The following is a 13,412-nucleotide window of genomic DNA, read 5'->3' on the forward strand; positions in this document are numbered from 1 at the left end:
GCCCCTGCGTCATGCGCTCCAGGGCGAAGCCTAGGCCGGCCATGGTATCCTCCCGATCTCCCCCGCCGGTCCGGTATCCCGTAGGGATTCGGACCGTCCGGAGGCTGGTGGGTCGAGAGCGGCCGGGTCGACGGAGTCGTAGAGCGCCTCATAGAGGCCGACGATCCGGTCCTGATCGAAGACCGCATGAATGCGCGCACGCAAGGCCCGGCCCATGCGCGCGCGCAGGTCGCGGTCGAGCAGGAGGCGCGCGAGGGCATCGGCCGTCGCCTGCGGGTCGCAGGCGCGCACGACGAATCCGCCCACCGTGCCGGAATCGGGCCCGTCCGATCCTTCGAGGATCTCGCGGCAGGAGCCGACATCGGTCGTCACGGCGGGCACGCCGGCGGCCCCCGCCTCCAGGATCGCCAGGGGTTGGGCCTCGCTGATGCTGGTGAGGGCGATGACGTCGGTCTGCCCAAAATAAGTCTTCACGTCCCGAACCCGGCCGAGGAACCGGACGGTGTTCTGCAGGCCGAGCTGGCGCACCAGGGTCCGGCACTCGGCCGCGTAGGAGGGATCCTCGTCCTCAGGCCCGATGATGATCGCGTCGACGTCGGGGACCTGCCGGCGCAGCAGGCCGGCAGCTTCGATGAAGGTGCGAATGTCCTTGATCGGGACGACGCGGCCGACCAGGAGGACGGTGGGGCGGCGCGGCTGCGGACCGGGCGGGATGTCGGCGAACTGGTCCAAGCGGATGCCGTTCGGGATCATGCGCAGCTTCGCCTCGGGTGCCCCGTCCTCGATCTGGTAGAGCTGGTTGGTGCGGAACTGCGTGGTGATCAGGTCGGCGGCGTCATAGGTGATCCGCGCCATGGCGTTGAAGGCGTTCAGCCAGACCCGGCGCAACTCGGGATCCGTGCCGGTGACGGCGAACCCGCCCGCACCGGACTCGTAGATCCAGTCGGCGATGGAGAGCTCGATCCGCCGCTCGTTGGTATAGATGCCGTGCTCGGTCACCACGAAGGGCCGCCCCGTCAGGGCCTTGGCCCGGGCCCCGAACAGCCCCGGATAGCCCGTCGAGATGGCATGGTAGATCCGCGCCGGCGGAATCGGCGCAGTGGCGATCGCGATGAGGCTGCGCGCCAGGAAGCGCCAGGTCCAGAAGAAATCCACCAGGGGCGCCCCGGGGAGCATTGCCTCGTAGATCCGTTCGAGCGCGGTCCAGGCGGGGCGGGAATCGAGCAGGGCCCGCTGCCGGAGATCGCACCGGTCGAGCTCCCGGACGCACCGGACCCAGGCCGGCGCGCCACCATCGGTGAGGACGGCGTGCAGGTCCCGGATCAGCGGCGCGATCGCCTCCCGCCCGCGCAGGAGCGGCAGGCGTCCCGCCGGGCAGGCATCGATCGGCACATCGACGATGCGCTCGACGTTCGCCGGAAGGTCGAATTTCCGTGTCCGTTCCTGGTCCGAGGTCGTGAAGGCCACGAGGCTGAAGCGCTTGGCCGGAAAGCTGCGGATGAAGCTGTCGGTCCAGGAGGAGACCCCGCCGAGGAGGTAGGGGTACCCACCCTCCACGAGCAGGCACACGTCCGATGGGCCGGCGGCGGCGTCTACGTTCACGGCAGAACCTCCCGCGGGAGGGACGCTGTCCGAGCCGCGCTCTCGGCCTCGATGGCGGCGAGCAGCGCCCGGGCGGCCTTGTTTTGCGGTTCAGCCGCCAGGGCCCGGCTCGCGGCGACGCGCGCGGCCGCCATGTCCGTGCGGGCCTGCAGGGCCTCGGTCAGGCCCGACTTGGCATAGGCGCGGCGCGCCTTCGCGAGGGCGAGCCAGGGGCCTGCCGCGCCCGGGGTCTGGGCGGCGGCCTCCTCCAGGGCGATGAGATCCCGGGTGAAGCGGATCTGGAGCTTGGCCAGGACCGTCGAGGCCAGCACGCGCACGGAGGCGTCCGCGTCCTGCAGCGCGGCATGGATGACGTGGGTGAGGCACGGATCGAAGCGTCGTCCCACGATCGCCAGCGCCTCGAACTTGGCTTCCTTGACGCCGCCCTCGAGGATGTCCGCCAGGGGAACCACCGTGCTGGCCTTGCCGACCCGGAGGCGCCCATCGCGCAGGTCGCTGCTGAGCCGGCCGCAATCGGTTCGCGGATCGAGATGGCCCTCCGCCTCGAGCCAGGTTCCGAAAGCCTCGGCCGGTCGCGGATGTGCCGCGGCGCGATCGAGAAGGGCGAGGCCGATCGCCAGGAGAGTGCCGAAGGGACCGCCGATGAAGGTCCAGAGGGTGAGGTGAGCCAGCCGCGCCGCGTCGCCCGGAGGCTGTGCGTCCTGCAGGGTGCGCAGGCTGAGGATCAGGCACAGGCCGACATGCCCGGCGAGGACGACGACGGGACCCACGAGGGCATGGAGCAGCGCCGCCGCGAGGGCGATCTCCCCGAGGGCCGTGGCGAGGGCGACCGCGGTCGGAGAGCGAGGGAGGCGAACGGGCACGTCCCAAGCCGGCCGGGGCCGCGCGGCGGCGAGGGGATCCGGGACGTCGATCATCATCGCTCCGCCCCGGCCATCAGGCTGCCCATGGCCAGGGCCATGTCCAGCGCGCGCGGCGCGGCCTCGGCGAGGGTTTGGTTGGGCAGCAGGCCCTCGACCAGGAGCAGTCCGCGCGGGCCCGGGGCGCCGTGGGCCGGAAGGGCGACGGCGAGGACTGCGCCGCCCGGCAGTTTCCGGGCATCCGCCGCGCGATCCCGGCGCCAGAGCCGATCCGGCGCCTGCGCGACGGCTTCGGCCAGCGCGCCGTCGATAGCCGGTGCGGTGACCCGGTCGCGCGGCCCGCCCTCCCCGACCGTGGCCAGGGGGACGAGGCCCCGGGGCGTGGCCGCATAGACCGTGAGCCGGGAGGCTCCCACGAGCCTGCGGCCCAGCTCCGCGAGGCTCGTGGCCAAGCGGAGACCGTCCTCGGCATCCAGGCAGGCGAAGGCCTTGCTCACGCTGCCGAGGGAGCGGGTCTCGGCGGCGATCCGGAGTTCGAGGCGACCGATCTCCGCCATGGCGGCAGAGAGGCCCCGGCCGAGACTGTCAGCCTCGTCGAGGGCGTCGTCTCGCTGTTGGCGCAACTCGGCCGCGTGGAAGATGTGGAGGCTGCGCAACCCGCCGAGGACCAGGGCGCAGGCCAGCCACGCCGTCGGCTCGGCGACGACCTGACGTGAATAGGCGTAGTAATCCTGGGTCGCGAGCTGCGAGGGCAGTGCCGAGCTGTACAGCGCCAGGGTCGCCACCAGGGTGGCGAAGACGCCGCCCGCGAGGCCGTACTGCGCCGAGATCAGGATGACCGGGATCCAGAACGGCCGGGGTGTCATCCAGGCGTAGCGGCTGCCGTCGAAGACCAGATGGTCGATCAGGACCAGGAGCAGGACGAGCCCGATTGCCTCCGGGACGTAGCGCCGCCATCCCAACAACGGGCTGGACGGATCCTGATCCGAGGCGCCCCGCTCACCCGCCGCCGCAGCCGTCACAGCATGGCCCCCCACAGGCATCCGCGGCAGGTCACCGAAGTCGATCGTCGGTGCGCCGCAAGGTCCGGAAACATCTTGAAAAGAGCAGGAATTTCGTTGGGAAGAAATATCGCCGGAACTAGCGAACTTGGATTACCACAAGACCACTTCGCTCATCCGTCCGTGTTATCCGTCAAGGGGCAAGTCTTTCCAGGGGCAAGTCTTTTGCCCGGCCGTGGGCGCGCCCGGTTGACCGGGCGCGGCTCGGATCGGACTCGGGAAGGGGGACGCCGCCGCGTGTTAGGCGTTGTGCGTGACCGTCAGGGACTGCGCAGCCTTCGCCTGATCTGCGGAGGGGCGCGCGTGGAACCAGGCCCCGCCGAGATGGGGGGCCCAGGACACCACGCCCTTGGTGTTCACCAGATAGGCGAGCTCGGTCCGGTTCTTGGCCTGGAGCTTCTTCATGATGTTGCGTGCCGATCTGCAGGACGCCGAGGACAGCCGCCTCGCGCTCGGTCAGCCGGACCGACCCGCGTCCGCGCGCCTCGGCGGCCGGTGGGGCTGGGGGCGTGCAGACGATCCCGGACGGGACGAAGCAGCCGCCGGCCAGCACCAGCGCGATGGCGCTCTGGGCCACCTTCACGGAACTCGTCATGGGGATGAATCCACTGAGTCCCCGCCGCATCGCTTCCGTGACCTGATGGTAATCCTCAAGTTCCGACAGGAGGACGACCGGAACGCCGGGACTGACGCTGGCGAGGGTCTCCAGCTCACTCTCCATCTGCGCGATGCTGCGATGGGTTGCGGCGATCACGATGACGGAGGCCGGGGGCCGGTCCTTGGCGGCCTTCTGCCAAAGTACGGTGCAGAAGCCCAGGACCTGGGGCGCGTCGGCACTTCTCTGGATCTGGGAGATCAAGCTCTCCCGAAACAGGACCCGGGGGTCGATGATGACGACTGTGGATTGCTCAGACCTCGCAACTGAAATGTCCGATTCGATTGCGACGAGTGACATAGTCAGCCCTCCCATGCGATCTTCGGCATGCGCCGACTCCGGCACCACTCGTGAGATCCGAGATGTGTGCCTCGACGATTTGATTAGCTACATTGGGATTGAGTGGATTACAAGCGATTACTTGAAGATCGGTTTGGCATTAATCTTTGATAAGAGATCGGTGGTTTTTCGACTTCCGAATTCGAAAATCATCGAGCCTCCCCGGAGTCGATTGCGCAAAACCGACTTCGAATTCTCTCGGGAAACCTTTGAGAGCACTGGTGTCGACGGCCTTGCCGCGTGAGGCCGAGGGGTTGCCTTGCGGGCCGATCAGGATTGAACGGACCCGTTCCGGATCGGCTGCGCCAGAGCTCTCGTTCCCCTGTTCATCGAAAGCCGTCTCCGCCGGGCGAATATATCCCGAGCCAAAAAGAGTCTTTCGTCTAACAAAGATGCATTAGATCGCTCGATTTCGAGCGCATTCGCGGTATGAAACGGCGTGAAAACCTTAGTTCTGGATTCTTGTCTTTCGTTTTTTTACTTGGTCTGATGCTGTGCATCGGAGCTTGGGCGCGGACAACGATTCATGTGGGCCAGTCACGGCACATCGTCGATCTGTCTTCCTCGTAAACCCCGGGTGCGCGGGCGCAGCGGGGCGGACATGAGGATCGGCTGGCGCTTCCTCGGTCTCTGGGCCTTCGCCGCCGCCGCGACCGCCTACGCCCTCTCGCCCGGCTCAGAGGAGCAGCTCGCGATGCTGGCGCGGGATGGGCGAACCAGCGAGGCTGCGAGCGAATTGGCGCGGCTCCTCGCCCTGGGACGCCGGGATCCGGCCTTCCTCGCGGCTGCGGCTCGTGCCCTCGAATCCACCGGCAACCGGGGGCTCGCGGAGGATCTGCTCGAGCGGTACCTGGTGGAGCGGCCCGGGGACGTGCAGGTCCTGGAATGGCTCGCCAATCTCTACCGGGTCTCCGACGATCGTCCGGCCGCCACCCGCACCCTGGTGGCCCTGGTGGCCCTGGCTCCGACCCGGCCGCGCCTGTGGGCGCTCCTCGATCTTTACCGGGCCCAGGAGCGCCTCGACGAGGAGCGCGAATTCCTGAAGAGCATCGTCGACGAGACCCTGCTGCGGCCCGTGGACGTCGAGCGCCTCGGCATTCTCCTGTCCTGGGCCGGGGATCGCGCGGCGGCGTTGGCCGCCCTGCGCCGGGCCGACGCGCTGATGCCGGGCACGCAGGAAATCGGGCGGATCGTCCTGTTCGACCTCCTTCTGGCCGAAGGCCTGCGGGCGGAGGCCGCCGAGCGCGCCGGGCATTGGATCGCCGATTGGCGCGACAAGCCCTGGCTCGGCGTGCACGTGGTGCGCCGGATGGCGGCGCGGGGGGATCCGACTGCAGCCGTCGCTCTCGGCGCGCAGGTGACCGCCCTCAGCCCGGATACGCGCTTCTACCTGGCGCGGGTGGTGGCCGAGGACGGGAACCGACGCATCGCCACCACGCTCCTCGAAGACTGGGCGCAGGACGGTCCACAGCCCTCGTCAGACGCTGTGGCCGGCTACGTGGCGGCCGCCTACGCCGTGGGAGACGTTCCGGCGCTCTGGAGGAAGGCCGCGCGGATCCTCGCCGAACCCGGCTGGTACGAGGCGCAGATCGCGATCGTGGAAGCCCTGGCCCTGCGCTACGGCCTCGATGCGATCGGGCCCCTGCGGCCCCGCCTGTCCTGGGCCGCCTTGCAGCGCCAGCCTCTGTTCGCCGCGCGGCTGGCGCTGCACGAGGGCAACACGGTCCTGGCCCGACACGTCCTCGGATCGGTCGATCCGGCGACCCTGACCGCTCCGGCTCGGATCGAGTGGGTGGCGCTCGTCAGCCTGATCTCCGGCGACACCGCGGCCCTGGCGGCCCTGGGCGATCTCCTGCGCCGGGACCGGCTCCCGACCGACCTGCTCCCGGTCCAGCTGCGCCTGGCCGAGCGCCTCGGCAACGGCGGGGAGCAACGCCTCGGCCTTGAGGCCCTGCGTCGAAGTGCCCTCGCGCCGGTGGCTCTCGCGCGGCAGGCCCAGGCCCAGCAGGCACAGGTTCAATCCACAGCGAAGGCCGGGCCCGACGCCCGGAGGGTGCAGTGAACGGCGCCCCGACGACACCCCGATCACCGGGCCGAAACCCACGAACACAAGGAGCCGAGGTCATGTTGAGATGCCGAGCCGTCGCCTTAGCGGTGCTCACCCTTCTGGCCGGTCGGGCGGCCCTGGCCGATGGCGGGCCGGTCCTCCGCTCAGGGGACCGGCTCAAGATCACCTTCTACGAGACCATGGAGATTCCCAATCCGGCACCCGGCGACAAGGGCCAGGCCGCGGGCGCCGCCGCGGTAATCCAGACCTTCTACCAGCGGGTGGACCTCTCGGGCGAATACGCCATCGAACAGGGCGGCGCCCTCTCGCTGCCGTTCTTCGGCTTCGTTCCGGCGGCCGGAAAGCCCCTGGAGACCCTCAAGGCCGACCTGATGGGCGTCTTCGAGACCGCCTTCGGCCGGCACGGCGGCGTCACGGTCGGCCTCGTGCAGCGTGCGCCCGTCTTCGTCGTGGGGTCCGTCCGCGCGCCGGGCGCCTACCCGTATACCGGCGGCATGATCGTGCTGCAGGTGGTGGCCCTCGCGGGGGGGCGGGACCGGGATCCCGCCACCCTCTCGGGGGTTGTGGAGACGCTGCGGGAGCGGGAGCGGGAGGACGCCGCCCGCACGCGGCTGAAGCGCGCTCTGGCGCGCAAGGCCGCGCTGACCGCGGGACGGATGGGTACGGAGGTGCAGGAGCGGCTTCGGACCCTGGCGGGCCCCGAAGAGGCGGCGGCTCTCCTGGGCGCCGAGGCGAAGGTGCTGCGCCTGGAGGCGAGCCTGCAGACCAGCGACGAGGGATCGCGCAAGGCCGCGGCGGAAGCCTCCGGCACCGAGGTCGACCTCCTGCGCAAGCGCCTGGAGACCTATGGAGCCCAGATCGCGGCCCGTGGCGACCGGCTGCGCACCATGGAGGCGCTGTTCTCCCGGCAGGTGGTCGAGAGCGAGCGCGTCGCTGACGTTCGCCGCGACTTCATCGACATGGAGGGGCGTCGGCGCGACTACGAAGTCGGGATCCTTCAGGCGGAGCAGCGCCAGAGGATGGCCCGCGAGGCCCTGGACCAGGGCAATGCCCGGCAGCGCCTCGCCGCCGAGCGCGAGATCGCCCTGGTCGATGCCGAGATCGCATCCGCCGAACGGGCCCTGTCGACGGCTTCCGTCGTGGGCGCGACGATGAGTGCAGGCTGGGCTCGCGATCCGGCCCTCGCCTATCGCATCGTGCGCAGCGGGGCCGGCGGCGCACAGGTCCTCTCCGCCACGGAGACCGACACCCTCGAGCCCGGCGACGTGCTCAAGGTCGTGATCGATCCGCGCGGGGACGAGCATTCCCGGAACGCCACAGCCGAGGCCGCGCCATCCCGGACCGACCCGGCACCCTAGGCCCCGGATCGAACACCGGAAGGTCGGTCCTAGCCGACGGCGGATCGCGGATGGGTCGTCGGGCTGGTCGCCCGCGGCCGGCCCCAGGCGGCGAGCGCCGCCGCGCATTCGGCGGATTGGCGGGCCAGCATCCGTGCCTCGCCGAGCAGCCGGCGAAAGGTCTCGGGGCCAGCCTGCGCGATCCGCCGCTCGTCGCAGCGTTCGAGGGCGCGGCAGGCGTCCGAGAGCGCCGTGAAGCCGAGGGTTCCCGCCGATGAGACGCAGCTATGCGCCTCGAAGCGCAGGCTGTTGCGTTCCCCCTCGGTCTCGGCCTCGTGCAGGAAGCGGGCGTCCAGTTCCTCCGCGAGGGCCTGGAGGAGGCCGGTGGTGCGCGGTGCGCCGATCAGGGCGACGATCTCGTCGTAGATGCCGCGATCGAGGAGGTTGGATTCCGCGGCCGCCTGATCGGCGGGCGGGACCGCCCCCGTCCCCGACGACAGCCATTTGTCGACCATCTGGTAGAGGGCGGCCCGGTTGAACGGCTTGCCGATATGGTCCTCCATCCCCGCCTCTCGGAACATCCGGATCTGCTCGGGCAGCACGTTGGCGGTCATGGCGATGATCGGCATCGCGGCGGCGGCCACGTTCAGGGTCCGGATGCGGCGGGCCGCCGTGAGCCCGTCCATGCCGGACATCTGCACGTCCATCAGCACGAGGTCGAATGCGGTCTCCGCCACCGCCCGGACGGCGGATGCCCCGTCCGAGACCACGTCGACCGCATAGCCGCCGATCTCGAGGGCCGCGCGGGCGAGTTCCTGGTTGATCGGATTGTCCTCGACGACCAGCAGACGCCCGCTCCGGCGAGGCGGGCGTGCGGTTCTCACCAGCGCGAGGGGCCGTGCGTTGGTACCGGGCGGCAGGGTCAGGGCGAACCAGAAGGTGGCGCCGACGCCCGCCTCGGAGAGGACGCCGATCTCACCGCCCATGAGGCCGATCAACTGCTTGCAGATGGCCAGGCCGAGGCCGGTGCCGCCGAAATCCCGCCCGATCGAGCCGTCGACCTGGGAAAACCGCTTGAACAGCCGGTCCTGCCGGTCCCGCGCGATCCCGATCCCGGTATCCGACACGCCGAAGCGCAGGCGCTCGCCGGCCTCGTCGGTTCCAGCGTGCCGGACGCTGAGAGTCACGCCGCCGCATGCGGTGAACTTGATCGCGTTGTTGAGGAGGTTGAGCAGCACCTGCCGAAGGCGCGCCTCGTCGCCGAACAGGCTGTGCGGGATTGCCGGATCGACGACGGACCGGATTTCCAGGCCCTTCTGCTCGGCCGAACCGCGGATGATGGTCAGGCAGCTGTCGATCAGGGCGTAGGGGTCGAAGGCTTGCCGGTCCAGGTCGATCGCGCCGGCCTCGACCTTGGAAAAGTCGAGGATGTCGTTGACGACAGTGAGCAGGGCACCCCCGGAGGTGCGCACGAGTTCGGCCTGGCGCTGCAGGTCGGGCGGGAGCCGGCCGGAACTGACCATGAGGTCGGTGAAGCCGATGATGGCGTTGAGGGGCGTCCGGATCTCGTGGCTCATGGAGGCCAGGAAATCGGTCTTGGCCGCGCTCGCGCGCTCCGCCTCCAGGCGCGCCGCCTCCGCGTCGCGGGTCCGGGCCGCGACGCGATCGCTCAACGTCGCGTTCAGTTCGCGCAGGGCCGCCTCGCTCGCGCGCAGGGAGCGCTCGGCGGCGTCGCGCGCCGTGTCATCGCGCATGGTCAGGACAGCGCCGACCTGATGTCCGTCGCGACCGACCAGGGGCCGGGCCGAACCGATCGCCAGGACCTCGACGCCGTCCGGCCGCCGCACCCGCCAGCGGGCATCCTGCACGCTCTCGCCCCGCACCGCCCGCGCCAGGGGCAGGTTCCCCGGAACGTAGGGCGCCCCGTGCTCGGTGTAGAGGTGATAGGACTTGCTGTAGTCGTCCGGCTCGACGTCCAGGCGCGCGACCCCGTGGATCGCGGCGGCGGCCTCGTTCACGAGAGTGATCCGGCCCGCCGTATCCGTGACGATCACGCCCTCGGCGAGTTGGGCCAGGATGGCGTTGTGCGCCGTCTCGGCCACGTCCCGGTAGCGGGCCTCGCTCTCCGCCGCGGCGCGTTCGGCCCGCTTGCGGGCATCGATGTTCCGGAGGGATGCGACGTAGCCGGTGGCGCGGCCGTCGACGGGACTCCGGGTCAGGGTGAAGGAAATATCCGTCCAGATCCAGGTGCCATCCTTGCGCCGGTAGCGTTGCTGGCTGGCGGTCCGCTCCACGCGCTCGGATGTCAGGCTGTCGAGTACGACCCGGTAGGCTTCGGCATCCTCCGGATGCACGCAGTCCGTCGGGCGCAGTCCGATCATCTCTTCCGGGGTGTAGCCCAGGACGTTCAGGGAGGCCGGCGAGACGTAGCGCCGGGTCGTGTCGAGGTCGCTCTGGATGATGACGTCGGAGGAGTTTTCGGCCAGGAGCCGATAGCGCGTCTCGCTCGCCTGGAGGGCGATCTCCGCGGCCCGCCGCTCCGTGGAGTCCCGCAGGATCTTGGTGAAGCCGAGGAGCGTCCCGGCTTCGTCCCGAATCGGGTGGATCACGACGCTCGCCCAGAAACGCTCGCCGTTCTTGCGCAGGCGCCAGCCCTCGTCCTTGAAGACACCGAGGTGCTGGGCAGTGTCGAGGGCGCCCTTCGGGGCGCCCTGCCGCCGGTCGTCCTCGCCGTAAAAGCGCGCGATGTGCGTCCCGATGATCTCCTCGGCACGGTAGCCCTGGATCCGCTCGGCGCCGGCGTTCCAGTTTCGCACCAGCCCGGCCGGATCGAGCATGTAGATGGCGTGGTCGCTCACACCTTCGACGAGGCGGCGGTAATTGGCCTCGCTGGCCTGGAGTGCCCGCTCGGCCCGGGCCCGCTCGTCCGCATGGGCCCTGTTGGCCACCAGCGTCTGCTGCAGGCGGAGATGGGCGGCGACGATTCGGGCGAGATCCGCGAGTTGGTCGGCCTGCTGCGCCGAGAAGGTGCGGGGCTTCGAATCGATCAGGCAGAGGGTGCCGGCCCGGATGCCCGGCTGCAGGATGATCGGGGCGCCGGCGTAGAATCGGATGTGCGGTTCACCCGTCACCAGGGGGTTGGCGGCGAATCGGCTGTCCCGGCTGGCGTCCTCGACGACCAGGATCGCATCAGCGTGGATCGCGTGACTGCAGAAGGAGATCTCCCGAGGGGTCCGTTCCAGGTCGAGCCCACACCGGGCCTTGAACCACTGTTCCCGCTCCTCGACGATCGAGATCAGGCAGATCGGCACGTCGAACAGCACCTGTGCCGTCCGGCACACCGCATCGAAATGCGGCTCGGGCGGGCTGCCGACCAGCGCCAGGGCTCGTAGCGCCGCCAGGCGTGCGGCCTCGTTGGATGACATCGGCGACATGCGGGTGAGCTGGCCTGGAGCGGAGCTGTGACCGGTGAGGCCACGCATCAACCTCTTCGACGGAAGTCCGTAAATGCGACTTAACGGTAAGTCGGTGAGGGCCCTGCTTCCAAGCTCGGAACGATGTCCGGCCATCACGCTTTGGCGAGGCTCCCCCCAACTGCCCTACGCCGTAGCGAAATCGGGTTAGTGCGCGCTTCCCTTGGATACGGCTGCTAAGCCCACCAAGGCGGTTGCTATGAAGTCTTAAAAATCCGTTAATCTTATCTGTGGGGATAATATTCGAGAGAATTAAATTCAATTTCTATCAAATTATTCAGGAGGGTGCAATGCTTGAAGTCGTTCCAGACCGGACAGATCATCATCTGAGATCTTCGGAAGCTGCGCATGCGTTGCATCTCTACGACGCGTCATCCGCGCGTCTGGTGCCGCAGGTCACGTCGACCATGGCCGGTGGCAAGGGGACGCGGCTCCATCCCTATTCGGCGCTGTTTCCCAAGCCCCTGATGCCCCTCAACGACATGCCGGTCCTGGAGCTGCTGCTGCGACAGATGAAATGCGCGGGCATCACCGATGTGATCCTGGCGGTGAACCATCTCAGTCACCTGCTTGAGGCCTTCTTCCGGGACGGCGAGCGCCTCGGCCTCAACATCCGTTACCGGCTTGAGGACCAGCCCCTCGGYACCGCCGGCGCCCTCGGCGCCATGCTGGACGACCTCGACGAGGCCTTCTTCGTCACCAACGGCGACCTTCTCACGACCCTCAGCCTCAAGAACATGATGGCTGCCCATCGGGAGGCCGGGGCCGACATCTCGATCGGCGTGTTCGAGCGCGAGGTGAAGATCGATTTCGGCCTGATCGAGATCGACGAGCGCAGCCGCATGACGGCCTATCGCGAGAAGCCGAAGAGCACGCACTTCGTCAGCATGGGGGTCTACGCCCTGTCGCGGGAGGCGGTCCGCCAGCACCTCGTACCCAATACCTACCTCGACATGCCCAACCTCATCGCCAAGGTGAAGGCGGCCGGCGGCGACGTGGCCTGCTTCCACGAGGATTGCGTCTGGCTCGACATCGGGCGTCCCGACGACTTCGCCCTCGCCCAGCAGATGTTCGTCTCGGATCGCAGCCTGTTCCTGGCCTCGTGACGCGATGTCGTCGCATCAGCCGGGCGGCGGCATCCTGATCAGCGGCGCGGGAGGCTTCATTGGCCGGGCCCTCGCCGCCCACCTCGACGGGCGGGGGCTGCCCGTCGCGACGGTCGGCACCCGGCGGGATGTCCGGGCCGAGCACTGGACCGTGGCGCCCGGGCACTGGAGCGTCGCGACCTGGGGAAAGGCCCTGGACCACTTCCGGCCCACCACGGTGTTCCACTTGGCGGGCGCGACGCAGGGGACGCCGGAGGGATTGCAGGCGGTCAATCTCGGCCTAGCCCAGGCGCTCTTCGCCGCCCTGCGCCGCACCGGGCTGCGGCCGACCGTCATCGTGGCGGGAAGCGCCGCCGAGTACGGCGACGCCGTCGTCGATGGGGTACCGGTGCGAGAGGATGCGCCCTGTGCACCSCTCACGGCCTACGGCCGGAGCAAGCTCGCCCAGACCCGGGCCGCCCTCACCTTTGCGGCCGAGACCGGGATCCGCGTGCTCGTGGCGCGGATCTTCAACCCGATCGGCCGGGGATTGCCCGGCCATCTCGCGCTGGGCGATTTCGCCCGGCAGATCGACGCGATCGGACCGGGCGGCGGGACCCTCGTCACCGGCGACATCGAGGTCTGCCGCGACATGCTCCTCGTCGACGACGTGGCCTGGGCCCTCGCCCAACTCGCCGCCAATCCGGCCGCTTCCGGGGTGGTCAATTTGTGCACGGGCGTACCCACCCGCATCGGCGACCTGCTGGAGGGCATGATCCTGGCCTCGCCGGCCCGTCTGCGCGGCGGCGAGCGCCGGGTCATCGTCGGCTCGCCCGACGCTCTGGCCGCCCTCGGCGCGAAGCCGCCGCGGCGCGACCTGCGCCAAGCCGCCGGTACGATGCTGACGGCTCCCCTGCGCGCCGCCTGATCCT

Annotated in this window: 10 protein-coding genes; 5 read left to right on the plus strand and 5 right to left on the minus strand. The window is 69.5% G+C overall.

The window, feature by feature from the left end:
• Nucleotides 1-30: 30 nt before the first annotated feature.
• The 4 genes from pelF to ASF58_RS26345 all read right to left on the minus strand — a co-directional run bounded on the left by pelF (nucleotide 31) and on the right by ASF58_RS26345 (nucleotide 3,928).
• Nucleotides 31-1,602 (minus strand): GT4 family glycosyltransferase PelF, encoded by a 1,572-nt coding sequence (pelF, locus tag ASF58_RS23380; RefSeq protein WP_055958424.1) that lies wholly within the window; start codon nucleotides 1,600-1,602, stop codon nucleotides 31-33.
• Complete coding sequence (locus ASF58_RS23385; protein WP_055958427.1) at nucleotides 1,599-2,519, minus strand: hypothetical protein; 921 nt, start codon at nucleotides 2,517-2,519, stop codon at nucleotides 1,599-1,601. Before ASF58_RS23385 ends, pelF begins: the two co-directional genes overlap by 4 nt.
• Nucleotides 2,519-3,427, minus strand: a complete 909-nt coding sequence (locus ASF58_RS23390; RefSeq protein WP_156375857.1) for a hypothetical protein — start codon at nucleotides 3,425-3,427, stop codon at nucleotides 2,519-2,521. The genes ASF58_RS23385 and ASF58_RS23390 overlap by 1 nt, the downstream gene beginning before the upstream one ends.
• Before the next feature lie 336 nt (nucleotides 3,428-3,763).
• Nucleotides 3,764-3,928, minus strand: a complete 165-nt coding sequence (locus ASF58_RS26345; protein WP_156375858.1) for a hypothetical protein — start codon at nucleotides 3,926-3,928, stop codon at nucleotides 3,764-3,766.
• 104 nt (nucleotides 3,929-4,032) lie between these two features.
• Here ASF58_RS26345 and ASF58_RS27580 point away from each other — a divergent pair, with 104 nt between their 5' ends.
• The 3 genes from ASF58_RS27580 (at nucleotide 4,033) to ASF58_RS23405 (ending at nucleotide 7,943) form a co-directional block, all read left to right on the plus strand.
• Nucleotides 4,033-4,164, plus strand: coding sequence for a hypothetical protein (locus tag ASF58_RS27580; RefSeq protein WP_280137574.1), 132 nt, complete (start codon nucleotides 4,033-4,035; stop codon nucleotides 4,162-4,164).
• A gap of 954 nt (nucleotides 4,165-5,118) precedes the next feature.
• Nucleotides 5,119-6,579, plus strand: a complete 1,461-nt coding sequence (locus ASF58_RS23400; protein ID WP_156375859.1) for a hypothetical protein — start codon at nucleotides 5,119-5,121, stop codon at nucleotides 6,577-6,579.
• A 62-nt stretch (nucleotides 6,580-6,641) separates the two neighbouring features.
• Nucleotides 6,642-7,943: an SLBB domain-containing protein gene (locus ASF58_RS23405; RefSeq protein WP_156375860.1), complete on the plus strand. Its 1,302-nt coding sequence runs from the start codon at nucleotides 6,642-6,644 to the stop codon at nucleotides 7,941-7,943.
• Nucleotides 7,944-7,972: 29 nt separating this feature from the next.
• Here the strand turns inward: ASF58_RS23405 and ASF58_RS23410 are convergent, their stop codons facing one another.
• Nucleotides 7,973-11,404, minus strand: coding sequence for a PAS domain S-box protein (locus tag ASF58_RS23410; RefSeq protein ID WP_055958441.1), 3,432 nt, complete (start codon nucleotides 11,402-11,404; stop codon nucleotides 7,973-7,975).
• Nucleotides 11,405-11,802: 398 nt separating this feature from the next.
• Here ASF58_RS23410 and ASF58_RS23415 point away from each other — a divergent pair, with 398 nt between their 5' ends.
• Nucleotides 11,803-12,501, plus strand: coding sequence for a sugar phosphate nucleotidyltransferase (locus ASF58_RS23415; RefSeq protein ID WP_055958761.1), 699 nt, complete (start codon nucleotides 11,803-11,805; stop codon nucleotides 12,499-12,501).
• Nucleotides 12,502-12,505: 4 nt separating this feature from the next.
• Nucleotides 12,506-13,408 carry an NAD-dependent epimerase/dehydratase family protein gene (locus tag ASF58_RS23420; RefSeq protein WP_055958444.1) on the plus strand — a complete coding sequence of 301 codons (903 nt, stop codon included), beginning with the start codon at nucleotides 12,506-12,508 and terminating at the stop codon, nucleotides 13,406-13,408.
• Nucleotides 13,409-13,412: the final 4 nt, after the last annotated feature.

It is taken from the genome of Methylobacterium sp. Leaf125 (assembly GCF_001423085.1).
GTDB lineage: Bacteria > Pseudomonadota > Alphaproteobacteria > Rhizobiales > Beijerinckiaceae > Methylobacterium.

What these genes read in the sequence shown, in the direction of transcription:
- ASF58_RS23385 (WP_055958427.1), bottom strand. Translation starts at nt 2,519, where the DNA reads ATGATCGACGTCCCGGATCCCCTCGCCGCCGCGCGGCCCCGGCCGGCT.
- ASF58_RS26345 (WP_156375858.1), bottom strand. Translation starts at nt 3,928, where the DNA reads ATGAAGAAGCTCCAGGCCAAGAACCGGACCGAGCTCGCCTATCTGGTG.
- ASF58_RS23400 (WP_156375859.1), top strand. Translation starts at nt 5,119, where the DNA reads ATGAGGATCGGCTGGCGCTTCCTCGGTCTCTGGGCCTTCGCCGCCGCC.
- ASF58_RS23405 (WP_156375860.1), top strand. Translation starts at nt 6,642, where the DNA reads ATGTTGAGATGCCGAGCCGTCGCCTTAGCGGTGCTCACCCTTCTGGCC.
- ASF58_RS23410 (WP_055958441.1), bottom strand. Translation starts at nt 11,404, where the DNA reads ATGCGTGGCCTCACCGGTCACAGCTCCGCTCCAGGCCAGCTCACCCGC.